Source organism: Streptomyces sp. NPDC048696 (assembly GCF_043198895.1).
Lineage (GTDB): Bacteria > Actinomycetota > Actinomycetes > Streptomycetales > Streptomycetaceae > Streptomyces.
In genome coordinates this window covers 526014-551890 of record NZ_JBICVJ010000002.1, presented here as the reverse complement: position 1 = coordinate 551890, position 25877 = coordinate 526014, and the positions used below count along the sequence as shown (strand labels likewise).

At 69.0% G+C, this 25877-nt stretch carries 18 protein-coding genes, 1 pseudogene and 2 CRISPR repeat arrays; of the genes and pseudogenes, 11 read left to right on the top strand and 8 right to left on the bottom strand.

Annotation, left to right across the window (positions count from 1 at the left end):
- Positions 1 to 136 precede the first annotated feature (136 nt).
- Positions 137 to 1411 carry a transcriptional regulator gene (locus ACGFRG_RS05560; RefSeq protein ID WP_393261593.1) on the top strand — a complete coding sequence of 425 codons (1275 nt, stop codon included), beginning with the start codon at positions 137 to 139 and terminating at the stop codon, positions 1409 to 1411.
- On the opposite strand, the gene ACGFRG_RS05555 is transcribed toward ACGFRG_RS05560, so the two are convergent.
- Positions 1392 to 2051: an HAD family hydrolase gene (locus ACGFRG_RS05555; RefSeq protein WP_393261590.1), complete on the bottom strand. Its 660-nt coding sequence runs from the start codon at positions 2049 to 2051 to the stop codon at positions 1392 to 1394. The genes ACGFRG_RS05560 and ACGFRG_RS05555 overlap by 20 nt on opposite strands.
- A gap of 118 nt (positions 2052 to 2169) precedes the next feature.
- Positions 2170 to 5308: a CRISPR direct-repeat array (repeat unit 29 nt; unit sequence GGGACCATCCCCGCGCGGGCGGGGAGCAG).
- Between the two features lie 254 nt (positions 5309 to 5562).
- Between ACGFRG_RS05555 and cas3 the strand changes: the two genes are divergently transcribed.
- Genes cas3 through cas2e form a run of 8 tightly spaced genes read left to right on the top strand, consistent with a single transcriptional unit; the run spans position 5563 to position 14775 of the window.
- Entirely contained in the window at positions 5563 to 8445 is a 2883-nt protein-coding gene (gene cas3 / locus ACGFRG_RS05550; protein WP_393261838.1) for a CRISPR-associated helicase Cas3', read from the top strand.
- Positions 8446 to 8461: 16 nt separating this feature from the next.
- A complete protein-coding gene (gene casA / locus ACGFRG_RS05545; RefSeq protein WP_393261587.1) occupies positions 8462 to 10159 on the top strand; it encodes a type I-E CRISPR-associated protein Cse1/CasA in 1698 nt (565 codons plus the stop codon).
- The gene (gene casB / locus ACGFRG_RS05540; RefSeq protein WP_393261584.1) at positions 10156 to 10818 is read left to right on the top strand and encodes a type I-E CRISPR-associated protein Cse2/CasB; all 663 of its coding nucleotides are present in this window, start codon (positions 10156 to 10158) and stop codon (positions 10816 to 10818) included. Before casA ends, casB begins: the two co-directional genes overlap by 4 nt.
- Entirely contained in the window at positions 10815 to 12011 is a 1197-nt protein-coding gene (gene cas7e, locus ACGFRG_RS05535) for a type I-E CRISPR-associated protein Cas7/Cse4/CasC (protein WP_393261581.1), read from the top strand. The genes casB and cas7e overlap by 4 nt, the downstream gene beginning before the upstream one ends.
- Positions 12008 to 12742 (top strand): type I-E CRISPR-associated protein Cas5/CasD, encoded by a 735-nt coding sequence (cas5e, locus tag ACGFRG_RS05530; protein WP_393261578.1) that lies wholly within the window; start codon positions 12008 to 12010, stop codon positions 12740 to 12742. The genes cas7e and cas5e overlap by 4 nt, the downstream gene beginning before the upstream one ends.
- Positions 12742 to 13461: a type I-E CRISPR-associated protein Cas6/Cse3/CasE gene (gene cas6e, locus ACGFRG_RS05525; RefSeq protein WP_393261575.1), complete on the top strand. Its 720-nt coding sequence runs from the start codon at positions 12742 to 12744 to the stop codon at positions 13459 to 13461. The genes cas5e and cas6e overlap by 1 nt, the downstream gene beginning before the upstream one ends.
- A gap of 4 nt (positions 13462 to 13465) precedes the next feature.
- Positions 13466 to 14428 carry a type I-E CRISPR-associated endonuclease Cas1e gene (gene cas1e / locus ACGFRG_RS05520; RefSeq protein WP_393261572.1) on the top strand — a complete coding sequence of 321 codons (963 nt, stop codon included), beginning with the start codon at positions 13466 to 13468 and terminating at the stop codon, positions 14426 to 14428.
- On the top strand, positions 14425 to 14775 hold the full coding sequence (cas2e, locus tag ACGFRG_RS05515; RefSeq protein WP_393261569.1) for a type I-E CRISPR-associated endoribonuclease Cas2e: 351 nt from the start codon (positions 14425 to 14427) through the stop codon (positions 14773 to 14775). The genes cas1e and cas2e overlap by 4 nt, the downstream gene beginning before the upstream one ends.
- Positions 14776 to 14861: 86 nt before the next feature.
- Positions 14862 to 16293: a CRISPR direct-repeat array (repeat unit 29 nt; unit sequence CTGCTCCCCGCGCACGCGGGGATGGTCCC).
- A gap of 114 nt (positions 16294 to 16407) precedes the next feature.
- Here cas2e and ACGFRG_RS05510 read toward each other — a convergent pair.
- The 5 genes and pseudogenes from ACGFRG_RS05510 to ACGFRG_RS05490 form a co-directional block, all read right to left on the bottom strand.
- Positions 16408 to 16728, bottom strand: coding sequence for a hypothetical protein (locus ACGFRG_RS05510; RefSeq protein WP_393261566.1), 321 nt, complete (start codon positions 16726 to 16728; stop codon positions 16408 to 16410).
- Between the two features lie 279 nt (positions 16729 to 17007).
- Positions 17008 to 18057 (bottom strand): major capsid protein, encoded by a 1050-nt coding sequence (locus ACGFRG_RS05505; RefSeq protein WP_393261564.1) that lies wholly within the window; start codon positions 18055 to 18057, stop codon positions 17008 to 17010.
- On the bottom strand, positions 18054 to 18482 hold the full coding sequence (locus ACGFRG_RS05500) for a head decoration protein (protein ID WP_393261561.1): 429 nt from the start codon (positions 18480 to 18482) through the stop codon (positions 18054 to 18056). The genes ACGFRG_RS05505 and ACGFRG_RS05500 overlap by 4 nt, the downstream gene beginning before the upstream one ends.
- Before the next feature lie 119 nt (positions 18483 to 18601).
- Positions 18602 to 19267, bottom strand: a complete 666-nt coding sequence (locus tag ACGFRG_RS05495) for a hypothetical protein (RefSeq protein WP_393261558.1) — start codon at positions 19265 to 19267, stop codon at positions 18602 to 18604.
- A 471-nt stretch (positions 19268 to 19738) separates the two neighbouring features.
- A pseudogene (locus ACGFRG_RS05490) lies at positions 19739 to 20119 on the bottom strand (transposase family protein); the annotation flags it as partial.
- A 214-nt stretch (positions 20120 to 20333) separates the two neighbouring features.
- Between ACGFRG_RS05490 and ACGFRG_RS05485 the strand changes: the two are divergent.
- Entirely contained in the window at positions 20334 to 20723 is a 390-nt protein-coding gene (locus ACGFRG_RS05485) for a hypothetical protein (RefSeq protein ID WP_393261556.1), read from the top strand.
- Positions 20724 to 20731: 8 nt separating this feature from the next.
- Here ACGFRG_RS05485 and ACGFRG_RS05480 read toward each other — a convergent pair whose 3' ends face one another.
- Positions 20732 to 22867, bottom strand: a complete 2136-nt coding sequence (locus ACGFRG_RS05480; RefSeq protein ID WP_393261553.1) for an NB-ARC domain-containing protein — start codon at positions 22865 to 22867, stop codon at positions 20732 to 20734.
- Positions 22868 to 23245: 378 nt separating this feature from the next.
- Between ACGFRG_RS05480 and ACGFRG_RS05475 the strand changes: the two genes are divergently transcribed.
- A complete protein-coding gene (locus ACGFRG_RS05475) occupies positions 23246 to 23515 on the top strand; it encodes a hypothetical protein (RefSeq protein WP_393261550.1) in 270 nt (89 codons plus the stop codon).
- A 355-nt stretch (positions 23516 to 23870) separates the two neighbouring features.
- On the opposite strand, the gene ACGFRG_RS05470 is transcribed toward ACGFRG_RS05475, so the two are convergent.
- A complete protein-coding gene (locus tag ACGFRG_RS05470; RefSeq protein ID WP_393261548.1) occupies positions 23871 to 25640 on the bottom strand; it encodes a hypothetical protein in 1770 nt (589 codons plus the stop codon).
- Positions 25641 to 25877 lie beyond the last annotated feature (237 nt).

Here is a 25877-nt window from a genome sequence, read left to right as displayed (position 1 = left end):
AGGTCCTCTTCGAGGACTCTGATAGGTCATCAAGAGGACGTAGACAGGGCTTACTTGATGCCAGATGGGTGATTCCTCGCCGCTGTGAGGACGTCGCATGTCACCCTGGACGGAGAGCTCGCCCCGGAGGTGATTCATGTCCCGTCCCGCAGGCAACACCAGGCTCAAGGCCGCCCGCCTGGCTGCCGGTTACAACTCCCAGCAGGCATTGGCTGACGCCATCACCAAAGCAGCACTGACCCTCGGCATCAGGGGGCTTGCCGTCGGCGTCCGGCAGGTGCGGCGCTGGGAGTCCGCCACACCGCCCTGGCCGCAGCCCGATGTGCACCGGGTCCTGACCCATCTCTTGGGACAGAACATGGAAGACCTCGGCTTCACCCCTCCTTGGGGGAACGCACGGTCCCATCCGGGCATGGCGACCGACACCGCCCCGCACACTTCTCCCCCCGCGGCGCGACTGGCATCCGTGCCCGCTCAACAGGCAGCCACGACACAACCGGTCACCATCGGACGAGACTTCGGGTCCGTCACGCGCTCGCATCGGCACTTGTACTGGTCCGTCGCCCCTGCCGTACTGCACCCAGCGGTCCTGGAACACGCCCGTCTCGGCTGTGCCCTCCTGCCGGAGACGGCGAATCCCGCCCGTCGGACGCTTGCAGCCGCACTGGCCGAGTCCTATCTGCTGGCTGGCCGCATCGAGTTCTTCGACCTGCGGCAGCCGGAACGGGCCGTTGAAACCCTCCTGCGGGCGCTGCAGGCTGCAAGCGAAGCGGACGACCCCCTGCTCGGAGCGGCCATCCTCGCGCACATGGCCTTCATCCCGGGCTGGGCGGAGGACCGGAACGCTGCGGCCGAGCGCATGACGGCCGCCCGCACGTACGCCCGCCGCGGACAGGCGTCAGCAGAATTCTGGGCGTGGCTGGATGCCGTCGAGGCGGAGTGCGAAACTCGCTGCGGAGATACCCACGCGGCGCTGCGATTGATCCGCCGGGCTGAGGACATCCTCTCCGAAGGCGCCGAGCACACCACTCCCGAGTGGCTGGACTGGTTCAGCCCCGTCCGCCTGTCCGCGTTCAAAGGGAACACGCAACTGAAGGCCGGCCACATCCCGCAAGCGCGCCAGACACTCCACGACGTGCTCGACGGCCTGCCGCCCGAGTCGGCGAAACAGCGCACTGTCGTCCTCGGCGACCTCGCCGCGGTCGAAGCCGCCGACGGAAGGCCGGAGGAGGCGTGCCGCTACGCCATCCAGGCCCTCGACCAGTTGGCGATCACCTGGTACGCCACCGGGATGGACCGCGTCCGCGAGGTACGCCGCACACTCACTCCCTGGCAGAACGAGCAGTGCGTACGGAACCTCGACGACCGTCTTTACGACTGGGGTACGACGGTCAGCGCCCTTCAACATTGAATTTGGCGATCTTCTCCGGCAGCTCCGCGAGCGAGTTGACGCGCAATGTCGTGATCGCGTCCGCGTCCGGGTCGTGCTGCTGGATCGTGCCCCAAGGGCCACGCCGGATCAGGGCCGTCAACAGTCCTGCCTGAACGGCGGGGCGGATGTCGTTGTCGAGCCGGTCACCCACGTACAGGATCTCGCCCGGCTCGGCAGGCGTGGCCTCGATGACGTGCTCGAAGAAGGCCACATCCGGCTTCGACGCACCCCAGTCGTCACTAGTGGCGATCATGTCGGCGGGAAGGTCCAGCCCACGCAGCAGACCGCCGGCCCGCACGGTCTGGTTCCCGGCGATGCCCACCCACAGCCCGGCCTCGCGTAGGGCAGCCAGCGTCGGCCGCACATCCAGGTACAAGTCGTCCTCGCCGAACCACTCGGGCTGCCCGGCCGCCGCGCGCTTCGCCCGCTCCTCGGTCAGATCGAACCCGGGCCGGAACTCCTGGAACGTCTCCCGGTAGTCCCGCCCTTGAGCGATGACCGCCCCGAACATCGCCGCGAAGGTGTGCCGGGGTACCCCCAGCCAGTCCGCCCAAGTCCCGTATTCCCGGGTCTCGTCAACAAGGCACTCACCGACATCGAACACCACAGCACGAATCATGGTCGCAGGTTAGACGGTTCTGCACGGCGGCGAAGCAGCCGTTTCGGACTCACCGACGTGGAGGGGTGCCGTTGAACGGGTTCCCGACCAGCTTGCCCAGCGGGGACCAGGCTGGGGTGGGGCCATCCCCGCGCGGGTGGGGAGCAACTCGACCACCTGTCCCACATGTACAACGTGGCGGGACCATCCCCGCGCGGGCGGGGAGCAGATCGCATTCAGTGCGGTCGCGACCGTGGCGATGGGACCATCCCCGCGCGGACGGGGAGCAGTCCTCCGGCTTCTGGCCGTTGAGGGTTCCCCCGGGACCATCCCCGCGAGGGCGGGGAGCAGTCGGTCACACCTCATGCATGACGCATGACCCAGGGGACCATCCCCGCGCGGGCGGGGAGCAGGCCGTCGACCTGCTGCTGACCCGCATCGGAGGGGGACCATCCCCGCGCGGGCGGGGAGCAGGACAGGGGTGAAGATCGCGGGCTCCGTCTCCGGGGACCATCCCCGCGCGGGCGGGGAGCAGGCCGGGCCCCGGAACCTGCGGAAGCCGCCCTTGGGACCATCCCCGCGCGGGCGGGGAGCAGCGCGTGTTGAGTCCGTTGATCAGGAACGGCCCGGGACCATCCCCGCGCGGGCGGGGAGCAGTCCTGGAGGCGTGCGAACGACTCGTAGACCGCGGGACCATCCCCGCGCGGGCGGGGAGCAGGCGCCGAGCTCGCCGAGCGCCGCACCCGCCTCGGGACCATCCCCGCGCGGGCGGGGAGCAGCTGCTCGTACATGTCGCCCTGCTCAGGGTGGAGGGACCATCCCCGCGCGGGCGGGGAGCAGACCTCCTGACGTCACGGCAGTCCGACGACGTCGGGACCATCCCCGCGCGGGCGGGGAGCAGACGTACAACGTCGCGCCCCTGCAGCCGGGGCCGGGACCATCCCCGCGCGGGCGGGGAGCAGACGTACAACGTCGCGCCCCTGCAGCCGGGGCCGGGACCATCCCCGCGCGGGCGGGGAGCAGCGTGCACCGACTCTGCCACGAGTGGGGGTGGGGACCATCCCCGCGCGGGCGGGGAGCAGATCGCCCGGTCCAGGCCGGGCACGCCGGCGGGGGGACCATCCCCGCGCGGGCGGGGAGCAGATGATGATCAAGGGGACGGCGCTGTCCGGGGTGGGACCATCCCCGCGCGGGCGGGGAGCAGAAAAGAAGCCCGGATTTTTCTTCAGCAGGCGCGGGACCATCCCCGCGCGGGCGGGGAGCAGGCCAGCGCCACCGACACCACGGCCTTGATCGCGGGACCATCCCCGCGCGGGCGGGGAGCAGACCGCCGGTGCCCGCAACGATGTTGACGGCCCGGGACCATCCCCGCGCGGGCGGGGAGCAGGCTGCGACCGGCACGGTCGCCCTCAAAGCGGAAGGACCATCCCCGCGCGGGCGGGGAGCAGATGAGAGCCACGACGAGCGCGAGGGGTGCGTAGGGACCATCCCCGCGCGGGCGGGGAGCAGCTGATCCTCGCCTCCTGCGTGTTCCTGCTCGTGGGACCATCCCCGCGCGGGCGGGGAGCAGGCCTGCGGGCTAGCCGGCGCCTGTTCCGTGCCGGGACCATCCCCGCGCGGGCGGGGAGCAGCCGGTGACGCTGCCCCACCAGTCATCCCACCAGGGACCATCCCCGCGCGGGCGGGGAGCAGGCCGGCGCAGTCGCAGGGTTGGGGTTGGGGACGGGACCATCCCCGCGCGGGCGGGGAGCAGGCAAGGAACCAGTAGCGCCGCCGCCTGGTGTCGGGACCATCCCCGCGCGGGCGGGGAGCAGCGCCGCTACGAAGACAAGTTCGCGCCCGAGCCCGGACCATCCCCGCGCGGGCGGGGAGCAGCGCCGTCCCGTGCTCGGCCCGCGCCGCAACGAGGGACCATCCCCGCGCGGGCGGGGAGCAGGCCATCGTCGCCCTGCCCGTGCAGATCGCCGCGGGACCATCCCCGCGCGGGCGGGGAGCAGCGTGTCGCGGGAGGTGAGGGGCCATCACGGCAGGGACCATCCCCGCGCGGGCGGGGAGCAGAGCCCCAATCCCGACGGGGGAACGAACGTCGGAGGACCATCCCCGCGCGGGCGGGGAGCAGTCCTACCAGGACGGCACCTACCCCACCGCCGGGGGACCATCCCCGCGCGGGCGGGGAGCAGCGAACGGGAGGGGATAACCCATGTCGCAGCCCGGGACCATCCCCGCGCGGGCGGGGAGCAGCGCCCCGTCCCCCCGGCCGACCCGGACGCCGAGGGACCATCCCCGCGCGGGCGGGGAGCAGGAACGACTTCGCGAAGAAGGCGCATGCTGGCGGGGACCATCCCCGCGCGGGCGGGGAGCAGACCAGTCCCGCGCCGTACGCGGCGAGCAGGGTGGGACCATCCCCGCGCGGGCGGGGAGCAGCGCAACTTCGGCGATCCGCGGGCGGATCCCGGGGGACCATCCCCGCGCGGGCGGGGAGCAGGCCACCGCAGCCCTCGGGCAGGCCGTGCTGGCGGGACCATCCCCGCGCGGGCGGGGAGCAGGCGCCGCGCACCAGGGGACGGCTCAGCCCCTCGGGACCATCCCCGCGCGGGCGGGGAGCAGCTGACCGCGCCCCCCGCGAACCACGGGCCGCCGGGACCATCCCCGCGCGGGCGGGGAGCAGTGATCACGCTTTGCACGCACAGTAGCTAACTCGGGACCATCCCCGCGCGGGCGGGGAGCAGAGACGGTGAATTTGGATCCGGGGGGGCCTCCTGGGACCATCCCCGCGCGGGCGGGGAGCAGGCCTCCAGGCGGCGCTGTAGGGCGCGGGCGACGGGACCATCCCCGCGCGGGCGGGGAGCAGAAAAGAAGCCCGCATTTTTCTTCAGCAGGCGCGGGACCATCCCCGCGCGGGCGGGGAGCAGACCGAGCAGAACATCACCATGTCGACCGGGCAGGGACCATCCCCGCGCGGGCGGGGAGCAGAAAAGAAGCCCGCATTTTTCTTCAGCAGGCGCGGGACCATCCCCGCGCGGGCGGGGAGCAGCGCCGTGGGGAACTGCGCCTGGAGCAGCTTGAGGGACCATCCCCGCGCGGGCGGGGAGCAGGCGGCTGTCCTGCGCCTCCTCCCAGTCGTGCCGGGACCATCCCCGCGCGGGCGGGGAGCAGACCGAGCAGAACATCACCATGTCGACCGGGCAGGGACCATCCCCGCGCGGGCGGGGAGCAGATCACCTATCAGTTCGACATCGCCGTCGCCGCGGGACCATCCCCGCGCGGGCGGGGAGCAGACTCCGCGACCTGCGGTTTTACGAAGCGGCGGCCGGGAAATGAAGCACTTTCTTCAAACTCGACATCTGGAGCAAACCGATCGAAACATGGGTTAAATGGGGTAGGTCTTGAGTTGGTGTGGGGCCGGCTCCCCCGTGAGCGTGCCTGGAAAGGCGATTGGCCGCCGGGGAGTGCTCGGCCGGAGGGACGGCTGCTGCTACGGAAAACTGGGGATGTCGGCGCGGCGTGCAGGCGAGTGTACTTGGATGTCGGCATGCATGAAGTGCGGGGATTTTCACGGGGTGTTGTGGGTTCCGGGCTTTCTGGTGCGGCTCGTGCGGTGTGGGCTAAGCACGATGCTGGTACGGATGCGTGGCTGCCGCTGTGGCGGCACATGGCGGACAGTGCCGCGGTGGCCGGGCTGCTGTGGGATCGGTGGATTCCGCAGAGCGTGCGGCTTCTTGTCGCGGAGGCGCTGCCGGGGGGTATGGGGGATGCGCGTCAGCTGGTGGTGTGGCTGGCGGGAGTGCACGACATCGGGAAAGCGACACCGGCGTTCGCCTGCCAGGTGGATGCTCTGGCGGATCGGATGCGGGCGGCGGGGCTTGCGATGCCGTACCGGCGGGAGCTCGGGATGGATCGGCGCCTGGCTCCGCACGGACTGGCCGGGCAACTCCTGTTGCAGGAGTGGCTGGAGGGTGAGCAGGGGTGGCCCGGACGATGCACAGCCCAGTTCGCGGTCGTCGTGGGCGGGCATCACGGCGCGCCGCCCGAGCATCCGCATATCTACGACCTTGAATGCCACCCGGAGCTGCTGCGGACGCCGGGGCTGAGCGAGGACGTGTGGCGGCAGGTGCAGACCGAGCTGCTGGACTTCTGCGCCATGGAGTTCGGTGTGGCGGGCCGTCTGGCCGACTGGGGGAGGGCGAAGCTGTCGCAGCCCGTGCAGGTGCTGCTGTCCGCGCTGGTCATCGTCGCGGACTGGATCGCGAGCAACCGCGACCTGTTCCCGTACTTCCCCGATGCCGCAGCCCGGACGGATGACGAGCGGATCGCCGCTGCCTGGCGGGGGCTGGACCTGCCCGAGCCGTGGCGCCCGGAGATACCGCGGGAGTCGGTCGCCGAGCTGTTCGCCGCCCGGTTCGACCTGCTGGCTGGGGCTTCACCGCGGCCGGTACAGGAGGCGGCTGTGCGGCTCGCGCGGGAGATGCCGGTGCCCGGCCTGATGGTCGTCGAAGCGCCGATGGGTGAGGGCAAGACGGAGGCGGCGCTGGCCGTTGCGGAGGTGTTCGCGGCGCGTGCCGGTGCGGGAGGCGTCTTCTTCGCGCTGCCGACGATGGCCACCGGCAACGCGATGTTCCCAAGGCTGCTGACATGGTTGGACCGGCTCCCGGTCACAGAGGGGCAGCGCCTGTCAGTGCAACTGGTGCACTCCAAAGCAGCGTTGAACCAGGACTTCGACGGGCTGATGCGGGCCTCGCGTCAGACAATCGCCGCCATCGACGTGGAAGGCACAGAAGAGCTGCCACCGCCGGGGGCCGCTCGTCGGGCCGCGCCGGCGGAGTTGGTCGCGCACGCATGGCTGCGCGGCCGGAAGAAGGCGATGCTGTCGTCGTTCACGGTCGGCACGGTCGACCAGCTGCTGTTCGCCGGGCTGAAGAGCCGTCACCTGGCGCTGCGGCATCTCGCGCTCGCGGGGAAGGTCGTCGTGATCGATGAGGCGCACGCCTACGACGCGTATATGAACTCCTATCTCGACCGGGTGCTGTCCTGGCTGGGTGCCTACCGGGTGCCGGTGGTGGTGCTGTCGGCGACACTGCCGGCCGCGCGGCGCCGGATGCTGGCGGAGGCGTACGCGGGGGTGGCGGCGGGGACGTACCGTGCGGTGGAGGAGGCTGACGGCTATCCGCTGCTGACTGCTGTCGCCCCAGGTCATCCGCCGTTGATGGAGTTCCCTGGGGCGTCCGGGCGCGCGAGCGTGGTGCGTATCGAGGCCCTCGATGACGGCCTGGTGGTGTTGGCGGACAGGCTGGAAGCCGAGTTGGCCGATGGCGGCTGCGCTCTGGTCGTGCGCAACACCGTGAACCGTGTGCTGGAGACGGCGAAGGCACTACGCGAACGGCTCGGTGCGGATGCTGTCACGGTGGCGCACGCCCGGTTCATCGACGTGGATAGGGCGGCGAAGGACGCCGATCTGCTGGACCGGTTTGGTCTGTTGCCTTCGCAGCGGCCGCGGCGGCACATCGTGGTGGCCAGTCAGGTCGCCGAGCAGTCCCTGGATATCGACTTCGACCTGCTGGTCACCGATCTCGCGCCGGTAGACCTGGTTCTGCAGCGGATGGGGCGTCTTCACCGGCACCGGCGCGGGGCACGGCCTGAACGGCTGCGTGAGCCGCGCTGCCTGGTGACCGGCGTCGACTGGGCGGGCGCGCCACCCGAGCCGGTGCGTGGTTCGGTGCTGGTCTACGGGCGGCATGCGCTGCTGCGGGCCTTGGCTGTCCTCGCGCCGCATCTGGGCGGTGAGGACACTCCCGTACGACTGCCGCAGGACATCAGCCCGCTGGTGCAGCAAGCGTACGGAGAACGGCCGGTGGGACTGCCACAGTGGGCCGGGGCGATGGACGAGGCCCGCCAGGAGCACGAGCGCAAGCAGACGGAGAAGAAGCGGCTTGCGGATACCTTCCGGCTCGGTACACGGGCGAAAGCCGGCCGGCCGTTGACCGGCTGGGTGGCGGGCGGTGCCGGGGACGCGGACGACACCCGGGCCGGGAGGGCGCAGGTGCGTGACAGTCAGGAGAGCCTGGAGGTCATCGTCGTCCAGCGGCATCCGGACGGGTCCTTGACGACCGTGGACTGGATCGGTGACGGGCGGGGTGGGCTGCCGCTGCCCCAGGACGCGGTACCCCCGGCGAGGGCGGCAAAGGCGGCTGCGGCGTGCGGGCTGCGGCTGCCGCTCCAGCTCGCGCAGCTCAAGGTCATCGATCAGGTGATCGCCGAGTTGGAGGAGTTCTGTGTCCGAGCCTGGCAGTCCAAGGACAGTGTGTGGCTGGCTGGAGAGCTCATTTTGCCTGTTCAGGCCGATTGTCAGACCCGACTGGCAGGCTTTGTCCTCAGCTACAGCCCTATCGACGGACTTGAGGTGCGACGTGACGGATGATCAGGCGGCCAGGGGAGTGGACGGCACACTGTCGTTCGACCTGACCAGCCGGCCGTGGCTGCCGGTGCAGTTATTAGACGGCCAAGAATTAGAGCTGTCCCTGCGGGGAGTCTTCGCCCAAGCAGCAGAGATCCGGCGGCTCGCCGGGGACATCCCCACGCAGGACTTCGCCCTGATACGACTCCTGCTCGCGATCCTCCACGACGCGCTCGACGCTCCCCAGGACGTCGACGCATGGGTGGAGTTGTGGGAGGACGAAGACTCGTTCGCGACGGTGCTGGACTACCTGGACGCCCACTGGGAGCGGTTCGACCTCCTGGACGAGGCGGCACCCTTCTTCCAGACCGCCAATCTGCACACGCCCAAGGGCGAGATCTTTTCCCTGAATCGGATCGTCGCCGACGTGCCCAACGGCGAGCCGTTCTTCACCATGCGCGCCCTGGGCGCCGAGAGGATCTCTTTCGCGGAGGCGGCCCGGTGGGTGGTGCACGCGCAGGCCTACGACACGTCGGGCATCAAGACCGGGGTGGTCGGGGATGGTCGGGCCGTGGCGGGAAAGGCATATCCGCAAGGGGTCGCCTGGGCGGGTGGGCTCGGCGGCGTCCTCGCCGAGGGGATGACGCTGCGTGAGACGCTCGTGCTGAACCTTATCGCCGCCGACAGTGGCCTGGTCGCGTCGGACGGCGAAGACCGCCCCGCCTGGAGGCGCGCGCCAGCCGCCCCGGGCGCCGCCGCTGACCTGGCCCAGCGACCCTATGGCGTCCGTGACCTGTACACCTGGCAGTCTCGCCGACTGTTGCTCCATGCCGATACGGACGGTGTGCACGGGGTCGTCCTCACCTACGGCGACCCGCTCGCCCCGCAGAACATGCACCAACGGGAGCCCATGTCCGCCTGGCGGCGCAGCCAGCCGCAGGAGAAGAAGCTCGGACGCCCACTGGTCTACATGCCTCGTGAGCACGACCCATCCCGTGCCGCCTGGCGGGGACTTGCCGCACTGATCGCCCCACGGGACCAGGACACCGCTGCCCGCGGCGAGCCACCGTCCGCACTGCGGCCCGGGATCATCGGCTGGCTGGCTCAGCTCGTCAATGAACGCGCCCTGCCCAAGGGCACGTTGGTCCGCGTCCGCACGTACGGAGCGGTATACGGGACCCAGCAGTCGGTGATCGATGAGATCACTGATGATGGTCTCATGATGGCTGTCGCCGTTCTCAGCGACAGCGACCGCCGTCTGGGCCAGGTGGCTGTTGAGGCCGTGGCGGACGCCGAAGCCGCCGTCACCGTCCTGGGCCACCTCGCCGGCGACCTGGCGCAAGCCGCCGGCAGCGACCCCGACGCTCCCAAGACCACGGCCCGCGACCGAGGGTTCGGCGCGCTGGACGGCCTGTACCGGACTTGGCTCGCAGCCATCCGTGACGGCGACGATCCGCAAGAGCTTCGCGTCACCTGGCAGCGGACGGCCCATCGCGGGGTCACCACGATCGGCGACGCGCTTGTCGCCGCGGCCGGTGAAGCAGCCTGGCAGGGCCGGGTCGTCGACCACGCCAAGGGCCAGTGGTGGCTCAACGCCGCCTCCGCCGATCTACACTTCCGCGCCCGGCTCAAGGAGCGCCTCCCGCTCGCATACGACCGTGTGTCTGAGCCCGATTCCGTGATAGCCAACACCGATGGCGCGTCCCGCCCCGACTGCACGAAGGTAGAGCCCGCATGACCACCACTTCCCGGCCCCAGACCAAGACCCAACTGGGGGCCGCAGGAATCCTCGTCGGCGACCAGATTCGGCGCCTGCAGCCCGGCTATCTCGCGGACCGCTCCGAGGCGGTTGCCGTTCTCGCCCGGTTGCGCCGCGGCGCGGGCAAAGACCCGCTTGCGGTACCCGACCTGTGGGGCCTGATCGACCTCGGCAAGCTGCACGACGACCCCGGCCTCGCCCGTGAGGACGACCAGGTCCGGGCGCAGAACGCGGTCTATGCCGCGTTGACGCTGTGGGCACTGCACCAGCAGTCCCGCCAGATGGCCATGCACCGCAGCGGCGGTCTCGAACTCGGTGCGGCCGTACGTGCGTTGATGCCCGGCGGCGAGATCGACGAGCCGGTGCGCCAGCGTTTTGTCCGGGCCGGCTCCGCCCCCACCTTGGCAGTCCTGGCCGTCCGGCTGCGCGAGCTGGTGACACTGCTGCGCCGCGACGAAATCAGCCTCGACTACGCCCTGCTGGCCGACCAGCTCCACCGCTGGCAGCACATCGCCGCCCGCGACGACGTACGCCGCTCCTGGGGCCGCTCCTTCCACGCCCACCGATCGCAGCAGAGCGACACCTCTACCGAGCCTCCCACCGCCAACGACGGCATCGACCCGAAGGACGCCCAGTGACCAGCCGCATCATCCTCGACGTGCACGCTCTGCAGACCGTCCCGCCGAGCAACCTCAACCGCGACGACACCGGCGCCCCGAAGTCCGCGATCTACGGGGGCGTCAGTCGCGCCCGCGTCTCCAGCCAGGCATGGAAGCGAGCCACACGCCGCTACTTCACCGATCTGCTGGACACGGCCGAGCTGGGAGTGCGTACCAAGCGCGTCGCCGAGCTGCTCGCCGAGCGCATCACCGCCCGCACCCCTTCCCTCGACAGCGCCCACGCGCTGGAGATCGCCGCCGAGACACTCCAGACCGCCACCGGGTCAAAGATCGAACCGCCCAAACGGAAGGCGGATGCCGCGAAGAAGAACGGCACACAGGAGCCCGCGCCTGAGTCCTCGTATCTGATGTTCCTCAGCGCCCGCCAGCTCGACGGACTGGCAGACCTGGCCATCGAGGGCGCGCAAGACATCAAGGCGTTCCTGAAAGACAAGGAGAACAAGGCGAGGGCGAAGCGGATCGCCGACACCCGGCACTCCGTGGACATCGCCCTGTTCGGCCGTATGGTGGCCGACTCCGCCGACATCAACGTCGACGCAGCCGCCCAAGTCGCCCACGCGCTGAGCGTCCACCAAGTGGTGCCGGAATCCGACTACTTCACCGCTGTCGATGACCGCAACACCGATGCAGAACCCGGCGCCGGAATGATCGGCACCATCGACTTCAACTCCGCCACCCTCTACCGCTACGCCGCCATCGACGTCGATCTGCTTGAGCGCAACCTCGGCAAGGGCCTGGACGCGGACGAGCCTGCGGCGACCCCGGTCCGCCGGGCCGTGGAAGCATTCGTGAACGGGTTCGTCGCCTCCCTGCCCACCGGAAAGATCAACACGTTCGGTAACCACACCCTGCCGGACGCCGTCATTGTGAAACTGCGTGCGGCCCGCCCCATCAGCTTCGTCTCCGCCTTCGAAAAGCCCGTGGCAGCCGACGAGCTGGGCGGACACCTGGAAGGCGCGTGCGCCCGCCTGGCCGACTACATCCCGGCGATCGAACAGGCCTACGGCGACGAGGACACCGAGACCTGGGTGCTGCGCGTCGGCCCGGCGACCGAGAAGATCTCCGGCATCGGCACGGAATCCCCGAGCCTGAAGCACCTCGTCGAAACGGTGGGCGCGGCGGTCGCCGACCGGCTGGAGCCGCGCCGATGAGTGTCCTGGCCCTCCAGTTGGCCGGACCCCTGCAATCGTGGGGGGCCGCGGCCCGCTTCGCTCGGCGGACCACCGAGAATACGCCCACGAAAAGCGGCGTCATCGGCCTGCTCGCCGCTGCCCAGGGCCTGGAGCGCGATGCTGACCTCTCCGCGCTCGCCGCGCTGCGTTTTGGCGTACGCGTGGACCAGCCGGGCACCCGGATCCGGGACTTCCAGACCGCACACCACGCCGACACCAATGCCGCCATGCCCGTCTCCGACCGCTACTACCTGTCAGACGCGGTATTCGTCGCTGCCCTGCAAGGCGGCGACGACCTCATCACCGAGCTGGCTCAGGCGCTGCGGGCGCCGCGCTACCTGCCCTACCTCGGCCGCCGTTCCTGTCCGCCCTCGCGCCCGCTCGACCTCGGTGTCCACACCAAGGCTGAGCTGGAAGGCGTACTGGCGAACGAGCCATGGCGGGCATCCGAGTGGTACCAAAAGCATCGATGGCGCGAGACAACCGTGGTTCTGCCGGTCCTCATGGACGCCCGCGGCGACACGACCGGTGGGGCCCTCGGGGACACGATGCGCGACCACCCGCTCAGCTTCGACCCACGCCACCGGCGCTACGCCCTGCGCGCCGTGCACCACACGACGGTGACCGTCACCAACCCCCACGCCCGGCGACTGCCCGGCAACCGTGGCGTTCCCGCGCACGACCCGACAAGCCTTCTGGACGGCGCCTGATGTTCCTGACCCGATTCCGCATCAACACCGCGCGGCCCGCCGCCCGGCAGGTGCTCTCCTCACCGCAAACTATGCACGCCGCCGTCATGTCCGCCTTCCCGCAGATCCTGCCCAGCACCCCGAACGTGCCGCGCGTCTTGTGGCGTATTGACCGAAACGCGAGTGCCGAGGTCCTTCTGTATGTGGCGAGCGCCCACCGGCCAGACCTCACTCACCTCGTAGAACAGGCGGGCTGGCCTGCCGCGGCCGCCTCCGGAACGCTCGGCTGGCAGACCTACGACTATGCGGCGTTCCTCGACCGCCTAGACAAAGGCAGCACCTGGAACTTCCGCCTCACCGCCAACCCCGTGCACAGTGTTCGCAACCGGGATGGTGTCCCCACCAAACGCACCGCCCACCTCACCCCCAAGCACCAGCTGGGCTGGCTGCTGCAGCGTCAGGAGGCTTCCGGCTTCTGCCTGGTGGCGAAACCCGCCGACCGGCAGCACACCACGCACGGTGACGCATACCAGGTCGTCATCCGCGACCAGCGTCACCTCGACTTCAGTAAACGCGGCCCGGGCACAGGCTGCCCGAACCGGGTGACACTCACGACCGTCACTTACGACGGCCGCCTGGAAGTGACCGACCCCTCAGCCCTGCGCCGCGTCCTCATCCAGGGCATCGGTAAGGCCAAGGCATACGGCTGCGGTCTCATGACCCTCGCACCGGCGGACTGACCGGATGGCCACACCAAGCCAGCGCCCCGCAAGCAGCCCCCGGGACCTCACCCGCGCCGCCGACCGCCTCTCCTTCGTCTACCTGGAACGCTGCACCATCCACCGTGACGCCAACGCGATCACCGCCGAAGACGCAGAAGGCACCACCCACATCCCCTCTGCGACCATCGGCACCCTCCTCCTGGGCCCAGGCACCCGCATCACCCACCAGGCGATGAGCGTGCTCGGTGAGACCGGGGCGGGCGTGGTGTGGGTCGGTGAGCACGGCGTGCGGTACTACGCCGCAGGACGTGCCCTCACCCGCTCCTCCGCCCTTGCCGAAGCCCAGGCCCTGCGATGGGCCAACCGTCGCACCCGCCTGGACGTGGCCCGCGCCATGTACCGGCTGCGCTTTCCTGACGAAGACCCCGTGGGCTTCACCCGTCATGGACTTCTCGGCCTCGAAGGCCGACGCGTCAAGGACTGCTATAGGGCGCAAGCCGACCGCACCGGCGTCTCCTGGAAGGGGCGCAAGTACACGCCCGGCGACTTCACCTCAGGCGACCCCGTCAACCAGGCGATCACCGCAGCCGCGCAAGCCATGTACGGCGTCGCGCACGCTGTCGTCGCCGCACTCGGAGTATCGCCCGCCCTGGGCTTCGTCCACTCCGGCCACGAACTGTCGTTCGTCCTCGACGTGGCCGACCTCTACAAAACGGAGATCGGCATCCCCGTCGCCTTCGACGCCGCAGCAGAATCACCCGAAGACGTAGGCGCCCGCACCCGCCGCACCCTGCGCGATCGCATCCACGAATTGGCTCTCCTGGACCGTGTCGTCGACGACATCAAAGGACTGCTCCTCCCGGACACCGACCGAGCGACCGAGGCTGTGACCAGCGACAAGGACGCCGTTACCCTCCAGTCCGACCGTGACGAACAGGTCGCCGCCGGTATCAACTACGCCTCGCTCACAGGGGAGATCTGGTGACCGTCATCGTCCTCACCAACTGCCCGGCGGGCCTCAGAGGCCTGCTCACCCGCTGGCTCCTGGAAATCTCTGCCGGCGTGTTCATCGGCAACCCATCAGCCCGCATCCGCGACGCACTGTGGGAAGAAGTCCGTCAGTACGCCGACCAGGGCCGCGCGCTCCTCGCCCACACCACCAACACCGAACAAGGATTTACCTTCCGCACCCACGACCACGCTTGGAACCCCATCGACCATGAAGGCCTCACCCTGATCCAACGCCCCAAGGCTCCTGCCCCGCTCTCCCCAGCCAGCCCGGCAAAAGGCTGGAGCAACGCATCCAAACGTCGACGGTTCGGAAGACGATAGAATCGACGACTTCGCCCCATATGTGAATTTCTGTGAAAGTGCTGTGTTCTTCGACCTCATCGCGACAAAACCGCAGGTCGCGCAGTCTGCTCCCCGCGCACGCGGGGATGGTCCCGGGACCGTGTGGCGGTACTGGGAGACGTGGCACTGCTCCCCGCGCACGCGGGGATGGTCCCGCCACCGGGCGTTTGCCGCCGCGCTGGCGGGCCTGCTCCCCGCGCACGCGGGGATGGTCCCGCGACCTCGTACACCCTGTCGTGGGGCACCAGCTGCTCCCCGCGCACGCGGGGATGGTCCCCCCAGAAACCCGATGTCCAGCACCGCTACGCACTGCTCCCCGCGCACGCGGGGATGGTCCCAACTTGGGAAACATGCCGCTCTGGCCTCGTGTCTGCTCCCCGCGCACGCGGGGATGGTCCCGACACGCGCACCCACGCTGTACTCAAATGCGACTGCTCCCCGCGCACGCGGGGATGGTCCCACCACGACGAATGCGAGGCACCTGACGGAGGCCTGCTCCCCGCGCACGCGGGGATGGTCCCGAGTCTGACGCGACGTGAACGTGCTCCTCGCCCTGCTCCCCGCGCACGCGGGGATGGTCCCGAGTCTGACGCGACGTGAACGTGCTCCTCGCCCTGCTCCCCGCGCACGCGGGGATGGTCCCTCCCGGCGCAGGGCCTCGACGACCAGGGCAGTCTGCTCCCCGCGCACGCGGGGATGGTCCCGCTGCGAACGCCTCGAACTGCTCCGGGAAACCCTGCTCCCCGCGCACGCGGGGATGGTCCCCACACCGTGTCGCCGCCGGGGTCGGCGTCCGCCTGCTCCCCGCGCACGCGGGGATGGTCCCACCCGGTTCACCAGGCACAGCACAGAAAAGGACTGCTCCCCGCGCACGCGGGGATGGTCCCTCCGTGGTCAGCCGCGCGGGGAGTGGCCCCCGCTGCTCCCCGCGCACGCGGGGATGGTCCCTTGCGGCGGATCCTGGCCCTCTTGCCGCCCCCCTGCTCCCCGCGCACGCGGGGATGGTCCCGACACGCGCTTGATATTGAACCAAGACCTGTACTGCTCCCCGCGCACGCGGGGATGGTCCCCCCGGCCAGGAGCTCACCGTACGAGGCCACTACTGCTCCCCGCGCACGCGGGGATGGTCCCACCAGCTTCGGCGCCGCCCTGAGCATCGGCGACTGCTCCCCGCGCACGCGGGGATGGTCCCGGGACGGCACAGAAGCGCGCGGCGGATGAGGCCTGCTCCCCGCGCACGCGGGGATGGTCCCGAGATCGTGAATGCGTTGCCCCACTCGCGCATCTGCTCCCCGCGCACGCGGGGATGGTCCCCACCACACCGGTCCGCCAGTTCTCACCGGAGGCTGCTCCTCGCGCAAGCGGGGATGGTCCCCCGTCCCCGGACGACCCGCGTTTGCAGGGACACTGCTCCCCGCGCACGCGGGGATGGTCCCGGCACGGGCTGACTCACAGATCCATCTCCATCCTGCTCCCCGCGCACGCGGGGATGTCATATTGAGGTTGTGTGGCGTCTGTGGCGCCATGTGAAGCGACGGCAGCTTGCCTACGGCCCGACGTCGGTGGGCGAGGAGGCCGTCATGGCGGAGTGCGTTGGGGCTCAGCGGGCTCCTATCGGCGGCGGCGTGCACGTAGTTGCACGATAGTCACCACGTTCGATTCGAACGCCTCCGGATCATCCGGGGCCTTTGCCGCTTGCAGTTGGCTGAGGTGGCGGTCGAGTGCAGTCACGTTGGGGGAGTTGTCGATAGTGGCGACTCCGTTGACGGAGACCTTGAGCGGTTCGGTAAGGAGCGCAGCAATACGCTCCCGTAGAACCTCCTCGGCGACGGCGCGGGCAGCGTGGAGTCGGCCGTAGCGGGCGCTGAGATCGGCCGGGTCGGTCTCGGGGCCGAGCTGGGCTTGCAGCCAGCGCAGTACCTCGGTGTTCATACAGCTCCTGATCACGAAAGAGGGGCGGCGGGGAGCTGGTGCAGAGGTTCCTGCTCCCCGCCGCGTGTCGGCCCTAGGCGGGCGGCGCCTTCCGGGCGGACGATGTGGCTCCCGCGTTGGTGGGAGTCGGGGGACCACCGTCCCAGCAACGGGGGATCCGTTCGATGAGGGCCGGGTCCGTTACCGTGGTGCCGGCTAGCAGCACGACCGGGACGCGTTCGACCGGGTCCAGGACGTGCACAGCCGTGGCGAGCACGCCGGGGGAGCGGGCGGCGGCGCTCACAGGACTGTCGCGGTGATGTGGCAGTCCGGGGAGTACAGGACCGGCATGGCGGCGGCTGCGCCCTTGGTCCAGATCTGTACCGGGTCGTCCTCGACGTCGCGGGTGACGACGATGCCCGGCGCGTCCTCCCGTTCGATGGCGGGGTTGGTCCCGCGGGAGAGGACCAGGGACTCGGCGGTGGTGCCGTACTGGGTCTGGCCCCACTTGGCCCGGTCCGGCGGGAGCATGATCCACCGGTCCTCGGGCAGGACGCGCTTGGATACGTCGTTTTGCCATACCTGCGCCTTGTAGAAGGTGACCGGCGGCAGACCGTAGGTACCGCGCACCGAGTTCACCTGCTCCGGGTTGAGAGCCGCGGTTGGCGTCTGACCACCGGCCGGGGTCCCGTAATACGCGGCCCGGTAGGCGCCGTTCGAGGCCAGGTGCGACCATGCCTTGCGGGACGTGAGGACCATCTCGGGGGCCGGGGCGCCGATGGAGTCGAGATAGTCGATCCAGCGCAGCTCATCCGCGAGCGGGTCTGCTGCCGGGTCGGACCAGGGCTTCGGCGCGGTGGGCATGTTTGCGGCGGGTACCCCGTAGTCGACCTCCACGGTGAGCCCGTTCTCCCCGGTCAGGGTGAACTTGCCGTCCAACAGCACGTCACCGGCGGCGAGCTCCAGACGGGAGCGGATGGCTTCGACGTGCCGCTCTACGTCGTCGTAGAGCAGTTCTACCAGCCGGTCTTCGTCCGCGCCGCGTGAGGCATCGAGCAGGAGCTGTTCCATCTCTCCGACGAGGAGTTTCTGTCCCAGGGCGGGGAGGGTTCCCTCGGTCAGGGTGGATTCGGCCTGCCGCTTGGCGAACGGCACGCTGCTGTCGTACGCCCGGTAGGAGGCGGTGTTCACGCGGCGCTTGGACTGCCGGATGCGCCACTTGACGTCCTTGACCCGGGTCTCGGCGAACACGGTGCCGGTGAGCAAGAAGTCCTGGGGACTGGGGATGGTGCGGGCGTAGACCGTCAGGTCTGCCACCGAGACGCCCTTGAGGAGGTCTGCGATGCTCACACGCTCACCGCCGCAAGGAAGCGGATCTGCGCACCAGCCGGGTTCGGCACGATCTTCGATGGGTCAATGCCGCCGGGGATCTTGGAGGCGTCGACGGTGCCGTGCCAGAAGAGGGCGGCAGCCACCTTGGTGGTGCCCGGGGTGAACACGGCCTCCGTATAGACGAGGCCAGCGAGGACTTCGCGGCCGTCCTTGGCGGCCGGATCGTAAGGGCCGTAGAGGCCGGATGCAGTGATGCGGCTGACCGGAACGCCGGAGCGGACGTAGCCGTGCGGGTTTCCCGCGGCGGGGTCGACGTAGTGGGTGGTCTTGGTGAACGTGTTCAGGTCGAGGGTGATGGTCTCCGTGGCGTCGGTGCCGTGCCGGGAGGCGAGCCAGTCCCGGTCAGTGGTCACCGCGGCGGAGGTGGTGTACGGCTGGATCAACGCCGCGTCTCCTGGTGGTGCTGATGCGATCGCACACTCACCGACTGGTGGCGCGGTCCACGAGGTACACGAGGCGTGGTCCCCATCATGGCGGTGCTATCAGAGCCGCTCGTAAATGATCAGGCGGGGGGAAGCAGGCCGCGCTTGCGAGCCATCTCCAGACCGGAAGCGCCGGGCGAACGGTCCATCGGGACTGGGCGGTAGGGAGGCACGGAAGCCGGGAAACCACCAGGGGCAGCTGGGGGAGCCCCGTCGGCCGGACGCGGGGTGAACAGTTCAGGACGGCGCGCCTTCAGCTGCTCCGCAGCTTCGGTGGTCTGGGCGTCGTCGGCGTCATCCGCGACACCCAGAAGCGCGGCCGCATCCTCCAGATCCTGTCCGCTCGCACCAAGACCGGATAGCAGCGCCCGCCGCGCCGCGGCCCGCTCGCGCACGAGGGCCTGCGCCTCACGCTCCACGGCCGTCTTCTCCCTCAGGGCCAAGTCCTGCTCGCGGCGCTGCAAGTCGCTCAACTGCTGCTGTTCGGCCTGGCGCTGAGCGGTGAGGTAGCCGGTCAGGTCGGTGGTGCTGGAGAAGCCGAGCTTGTCGACGAGCTGGCGGACGGCGGCTCGGCCGCCCTGGTCCTTCTCCCGGGCCAGGAGGGTGTTCAACTGCTTCTGGCTGATCGTGACCTGGGCCTCGTCGTTGGAGGGGTCCTCTGCGGACGCGCCGACGACGGGGTGGATCGGGCGGCCGTCACGGCGGTAGCCCAGGATCAAGCTCGGCGAGGGCAGAGAGCGGGTCATCAAGACGTACGACTCCTCGATGGCCCCGCGCCGTGATCGAGTCTACGGAGCCCAACGAGACGGCTCTCGTCCAATGGGCCGGAGGAGCGTGAGCTGACCTCGCGCAGGCAGATGGCATGATCGACTTCATGGGCAAGGGGGAAGCGGCAACAGCCGGGCGTGACACTGGCGATGCCGAGTGAGAGGTCGATGAGGCGCCGTGTGCAGTGGGGTGCCGCTGGCGCGGTGTTGGCAGCGGGGCAGGGATCACCCTGTGGGTAGCGTCCCCTTGGGTGGACCCGCTTCGTCTACCGCCACGGTCACCAGCGCATCACCATAGGTGACACGAGCGGAGCGGCCGCTGATGGGGCTTGCACCCCGGCGCTCAGTGAGCAGTGTGCATCGTGAAGTTGCAGGTCACAGGTCTGGTGTGCGCGAGGTTTTTGATGCTCGGGCCGGTCGCGGGCGGATGGCTTCAGTGTAGATCGTCGGTCAGCGAGAGACTTCGCGGTTCGTCAGGGCCAGCAGGGCCCTGACCAGGGCGGTCGCCCACTTCGGGTCCGTGCGGACCTTGCCGAGGACCCGCTAGTTCTTCAGGTGGGCGAAGCCGTGCTCGACCGGCGCCCGGACGGTGGCCAGTGCCTTGTTGGACGGTTTCTGCCCTCGGGTCAGGGTGCTGTTCCGGGCCGCCTTGTAGCCGCAGATCACTGCCGGGTCGGCGTCCGGACCGCTGTCGTCGAGGCCGACGAAGCCCAGGTCGGCGATGACGCCGAGCCCGGCCGCCCGCAGTTTCGCGGTGAGCTGGTCGTGACGGCAGGCGGTGATCTCCGAGGATCGTCCGGGGCGGGCTGCCGAGACCCGCAGCAGGCGGCCATAACCTGCACCGCTTCGTGATCAAAGGACTTCGCAATCATCCTGCCTGAGGGTGTCGAGGTCGCCATAGCCCCGCCGACGCCACTGTCCACGTACACGACTCCGAGGACAGGCAGGGCCTGCGGCTCGCATGCGCCAACGTCTCATGGATCGACTTCGTGGCGCCCGCTGCGGGACAATGAATCAGGCGAACGACGCCGAAGGGGGAGTACCTATGGAACCCGTGACCGGCAGTGTGCTAGCTGCGCTATTGGCACTCAAGTTCTCCGAGTCGTTGGGAAACCGGCTCGGTGAGGCAAGTGGCGCGATGCTCGGGCGGCTGGCCTCGTTCGTGAAGGAAAGGCTGCATGCCCATGACCGCGCCCGGCGGGCGGTCGAGCGACTGGAGGCGGCACCGGAAGGGGAAACGGAACGCCAGGACGCAGCGCGGGAGCTGCAGCAAGTGCTGGCCCAGGAACCGGACTTGCGGGCCAAGGTCGCAGAATTCCTTGCCGAGACGCAGGACGAACCGGAAATGCGTCGCTTCCTGGTACAGGTAAGCGGTCAGGCGAAGGTCGGAAAGATCGTGCAGCTCGGTGACGTACAGGGAGACATCAGCTTTTGATGCGGAGTTCAGGAAAGCGGTTCGATCAGCGGATCGGCCAGTCCGCCCGAGACTCGGCGGCGAACGCCGGCAGTCCACGGAGTGTTGTCGCCCAGCGTCTTCAGCGCGCTGTGGAAGAAGAACGCCGCGCCGATTCCGTCCTTCGCATTGAGCTGGGTCTCCGCGAGACGCACCATGATAAGTGCCGCGTTCTCAGCAACGGCGATTTCGTCAAGCAACTGCCTTGCACGCACGAAGAGTTGCCCCGCCGCGTCTGCTTCTCCTCGCATGGCGTGCACGCTGCCCAGTAGTGCGGTGGCCCTGGCCTCTTCGCCGGAGTCGTGCAGTTCGGCAGACAGACGGATCGCCTCACCCAGTTCCTCGGCAGCCTCTGGATAATGGCCAAGGCGCATGTAGACGATACCGAGGTTGGTCCGCATGAAGACCGCACCGTGTTCGCCGCCGCCCCGGCGTCGTATCTGCACACTCTCCCGATAGGCGTCGACGGCTGCTTCCAGGTCAGCGGTCGCCACATAGAGATCACCGAGGCCGGCGAAGCCCCAGGACTCCCCATGCATATCGCCAAGCTCTCGGAACAGAGCAATGCCTTCGCGCAGCGCAGCACCTGCGGCCTCATGGTCCCGCTCATATGACAACTGCGTGCCCAGGTGTACGCACGCCCACCCGGCCTGTTCCCTGTTACCGCTTTGACGCGCCAGCTCCAGACTCTTGCGCTGGTATGCGATCGCCTCCGGGTGTCTGTCCTGTTCGGAGCGCATGAGTCCCATACCGCACAGGAACCGTGCCTCCTCCGATGCGTCGCCGCGGCGGCGGGCGGCGGCCAGACCGTATTCGTGGGTCTCCTCCCACTCGGGCCACAGACGGTAGTGGTCGACATAGTGGAAGAAGTGGTGGGCGAGGCTGACCGCCTCCTTGTCCCTCCCGGTACCGGCAGCATGCCGGGTCACCGAGACGACGTTGATCCGTTCGGCGTCGAACCAGGCGAGCGCATCGTCGCGAGCTCGCAACCACTGGCCGGGGTCGGGGAACTCCCACTGGTAGAAGGCTCGTTCCCGATCGCGGACCTGGCGGACGTAGTAGGTCACGCCGCGCTCCTCGGCCCCGGGTACGGGCGTGTGCTCCGCAGCGAAGATCCTGATCAGGTCATGGAGCTGAAAGCGGTCCACGAGCACTTGGTCGATCAGGTTGAGTTCGGAGACGCTGTCCAGAACCTCGGTCATGTCGTCCACCGGACGCTCCGCCATGGCGGCGACGAGATCGGTGCTAAAACTCTCCACCGGGAGAACCGCACCGCAGCCGAGTGCCTGTCGCTGTTCGGTCGTCAGCCGGAGGAAGGCAGACTCGAAGACGCCCGCCACTTCCAGATCATCGTTGCGTAATCGGGCAAGCCTGCGGTGTACGGGAGTCAGCAGGGCCACCTCAGAGCCGATGGTTCCCTGAGGCTTGGCGAGCAGCTGTCCACCGGCGATCCGGAGCGCCAGCGGCAACCGTCTGCACAGCCGTACCAATTCCCGGGCCTCGTCAGGTTCCTCGGCCATACGCCGTGACCCGGCCATGTGGCCCAGGAAGGCGAGTGCGTCCCGCTCGGGAAGGTTGCCGAGTCTGACGTGCCAGGCTCCCTCGACGGCCGCCATCGATCGTCGGCTGGTGATGAGGACGGCCGAGCTCGAAGGGCCGGGCAGTAGGGGGCGGATCTGGCGAGCAGAGCCCACGTTGTCGAGGACCACTAGAACGCGGCGGTGTGCCAGGGTGGTGCGCAGGAGAGCCGACGCCTCGTCGGGATCTGCGGGAACCTGCGAGTCGGGGGTCCCCAGGGCGCGCAGGAATAGGCCCAGCACCTCCGCATGATCCCGGTCCCGAGACCGATCGCCGTACAGGTTGGCATACAACTGGCCATCGGGAAAGCGGTCGGTGAGCAGGGCTGCGGTCTGCTTGGCCAGAGTGGTCTTCCCGGAGCCCGGCCTGCCGGTGATGGCGACGACCGGCGTCGTCGTGCCAGCGGCCATGGCCTCGTCGATCCGGGCGATCTCGTCCGTGCGGCCGGTGAAGTCCGCCGGAGCCGACGGAGTCTGCCGCGGAATCATCTGATGCTCGGCCCAGTTGACCTGGAACAGGCTAATCGAGCGGGCGCTGGCGATGCTCACCAGGGTATCGACGTATCCTCCGTTGACGGTCACGGACAGGGCGGGCGGCAAGTCCCTCCTACCCTCCGGAGAGTTCAGCAGATCACGCAGCCGACGGGGTGCCTCCGGCGCACCCTGGCGTAGCTGAACCAGGATCTGTTGTCCCCCGGGGTGGGACTCCAACCAACGGAGCAGTTCGTCTGACGGATCCGTATGCAAAGGTTCCATGATCAGTTCTGCTCCGTGAGGAACTTAATCACTTACATCATGAAAAGCGCCCTTGATCCAGCTTTCTAGATATTCCTGGTATAGCGCGCTCGGACGAGCTGTGGGGTATGGCCCGGGCAAAGCCTGTAGGAGGTCCAAGCCGAGCTGGAGGAACTGCTGGTCGCCGAGCGGGTGTTAAACCAGCTGGTCGAGCAGGACCGGCCCGAAGCGGAGACCGCCGTGGTCAACTCCCTGGCACCCGCCCGGGTGGCGGGGCGAGCGGTCCTGCTGATCCCACACCGCGGCGAGGGCCTTGACGAGGCCGCACTGCCCGGCGATTACGCCAGGATCCTGACGATCGTACGGGCCGCAGACTGCCCGGTGCAGATCAGGGCGGTGGGCAAGGAGCCATCCCGTGATCACGACTCCGGACAGGCCCTAGTTCGCTCCGGCGGGCGGTGATCCACTGCCGCTCCTGCATCCCCGCAACCTCCCGCGAACTCGTGGCGTGCCAGCCTGCTAACGGATCGTGGGCACGGGTCGACGGGCGGCGCAGACGAACCCGGCATCCCACCGGAACCGGACCTGCCCGATGATCTACGCCATGGTCATCGGCCACCGACCGGTGCGAGTACCTGAATCGCCACTCACACCAGACCCGTGACCTGAGACTTCACGATGCACGGGCCTCAGTGGGGAAACTGTCGAGGTCTTCGAGTCCGACGGCACCAAGAAGCTCGTCACCGCCACCAACCCCTCGACGGGCCAGCAACTCGATGACTCCTACCGCGACTTCTCCGGGCACTGCCTCTCCTTGCTACGCATCGAAGGAGTGCCCGGCGGCGCAGGCCCCTACAAGATCCGCACAGGTCGGCGGGAACTTCGTCACGGTCGAGGGAGGACTTCCTGCTTCGGTCGGCTGATCAGCAGCGTGAGGCGCTGAAGACGATGAAGCCTTCGTTCGATGCTCCTGCACCGTAGCGGGCTGTCGGTCGGTGATGCGGGCGGCCTCCTGGCGGGCGTCCTCGATGGGATATCCCGCGTCCTGGAGCATCCGGATGCCGGTCTCCAGCGAGAACACCCCGGCTCCCACTCCCTTGACCACCTCGTCGAGAATCGCCTGCCGGTCGGTGGGCATGTGCGGGCCGAACACCAGCTGCGCCGCCAGCGTCGGACCCACAGGCCAGCTCGGCGCGCGACCGGCCTGGTGCAGGCGCTGCACCATCTTCAACAGGAGCGCGTACTTGTGCGCGCGGGCCAGCCGCATCGAGTCGACCAACGAGTCCAGGGGGCCGAGGCTGATCTGGAAGGCGTAGCCGCTGGGCACATCGGACGGATCGACCGTGCCCAGGCTGACGGCCGGAAGCCGGGCGTTCACCGCGGCCCGGTCCCGGATCTCCTCCACCCGGGCCCGCAGCTCCGCCAGCTGACCGGAGGTGTCCAGGACGTCCATCCGCCCGCCGTCGCCAAGCTGGAAGATGGTGCCCGGCTGCACCGCCAAGGGCCTCGGCCGACCAGTGGCCCGGTCAACCTCAGCGCGCGCACCGGCGAGACTGATGATCGGGGCCCCGGTGGTGGCCGAAGCGCGCGCCGAGTCGGTGTCCGTCTCCGCGAGCTCGTCAAGCGCCTGCATCACCTTCGCCAGGAACGACTGTCCGAAGTGCTCGCCGTCGGCAACGGTGTTGCTGATGTGCACCATCGGGATGAAGTCGATCAAAAGGTCCAGCCGGTTCAGGGTCTGCCCGTCCGCCCGGGTCCGGAACGTGGCCTTGTCCAGGGGAAGGTCGTCGAGTGTCTGACCACGGCGCAGATCGTCGACGGACCACTCGGCGTCGGAGAGATAGCAGGTAAGGGCCGAGGGTTCCTTGGGCGCCCACGCGTAGCGGCGCGTCGCCGCAAGGTGGTCGGGCTGTTCCTGGATGGGGCCGAGCTCGAACGTGATCCGCCGAACACGGGCCTTGATTCCGCGCCGGGAGTCTTCAGGGATCTCCCACGCCAGATGGACACGGGTCGGGTAGTCGCCCGGGTCAGCGTCATTGTCCAGGACGGGGAAGTAGAAGCCCGGGTCGTACGTTCGCAGCCTCACCCGGCCCTTGACCGGGTCCCACGCCAGCAGATAGATCGCATCGCCCAGCAGAACAGCCTTGCGCTCCGCTGCCTGCATCCGCAACGGCAGCAACTCCACCTGCGCCCAGTCCCGCAGCCGCTGCTGCGTCTCGGCCGCTGCGAAGGCGTCTGGTGAGGTGTCCTCGCTGCCCGCATGCTCGGCGCCGGGCACGATGATCTGCTGTGACTTTCCCAGCAGATGCGCCAGCGCCGTATCCACGAGCATCGACGGGTCGCCGAACTCCCGCCGCTCGACTGCGGCCTCGTTCCCCGTGAGAGCGGCGAGCTCACCGGCCTGGTTCGAGTCGTACGCGGCCAGCAGCTTGTAGGCGGCCAGACGGCGGATCGCGTCATCGGGCAGCCAGCTGGCCTGAACCTCCGGGGCCAGGGCCCGGTGCGGGCGGCCGTCGAGCGTAGAGGCCATGGCGGGCTTGTAGTTCAGCCACGACCAAGCATCGGTCAGGAAGGTACGCAGACCCACGAAGGAAAGTCCCCATCGTCAGCCCCGCGCCACCTCTCAGCGTAATGCGGCGGAATTTACACACCCGGCCTGCGGCCGCACAGATTACAGAATGAACGTCCGTGAATTTCCCGGGACTTCAGTGCAGAGAGTCTGCCGGGTGAATAGAGTTGGAGCCGCATGTCTCACGCTTCTTTGCCCGAGCTGTCCGGAACGCAAGGTTCCGGACAGTGTTGGGGAGGGAGGTGAGAGAAATGC

Excerpts from the sequence above, each read along its gene's own strand:
- ACGFRG_RS05560 (WP_393261593.1), top strand. The coding sequence starts at position 137 with ATGTCCCGTCCCGCAGGCAACACCAGGCTCAAGGCCGCCCGCCTGGCT.
- ACGFRG_RS05555 (WP_393261590.1), bottom strand. The coding sequence starts at position 2,051 with ATGATTCGTGCTGTGGTGTTCGATGTCGGTGAGTGCCTTGTTGACGAG.
- cas3 (WP_393261838.1), top strand. The coding sequence starts at position 5,563 with ATGCATGAAGTGCGGGGATTTTCACGGGGTGTTGTGGGTTCCGGGCTT.
- casB (WP_393261584.1), top strand. The coding sequence starts at position 10,156 with ATGACCACCACTTCCCGGCCCCAGACCAAGACCCAACTGGGGGCCGCA.
- cas5e (WP_393261578.1), top strand. The coding sequence starts at position 12,008 with ATGAGTGTCCTGGCCCTCCAGTTGGCCGGACCCCTGCAATCGTGGGGG.
- cas6e (WP_393261575.1), top strand. The coding sequence starts at position 12,742 with ATGTTCCTGACCCGATTCCGCATCAACACCGCGCGGCCCGCCGCCCGG.
- cas1e (WP_393261572.1), top strand. The coding sequence starts at position 13,466 with ATGGCCACACCAAGCCAGCGCCCCGCAAGCAGCCCCCGGGACCTCACC.
- ACGFRG_RS05510 (WP_393261566.1), bottom strand. The coding sequence starts at position 16,728 with ATGAACACCGAGGTACTGCGCTGGCTGCAAGCCCAGCTCGGCCCCGAG.
- ACGFRG_RS05495 (WP_393261558.1), bottom strand. The coding sequence starts at position 19,267 with ATGACCCGCTCTCTGCCCTCGCCGAGCTTGATCCTGGGCTACCGCCGT.
- ACGFRG_RS05485 (WP_393261556.1), top strand. The coding sequence starts at position 20,334 with ATGGAACCCGTGACCGGCAGTGTGCTAGCTGCGCTATTGGCACTCAAG.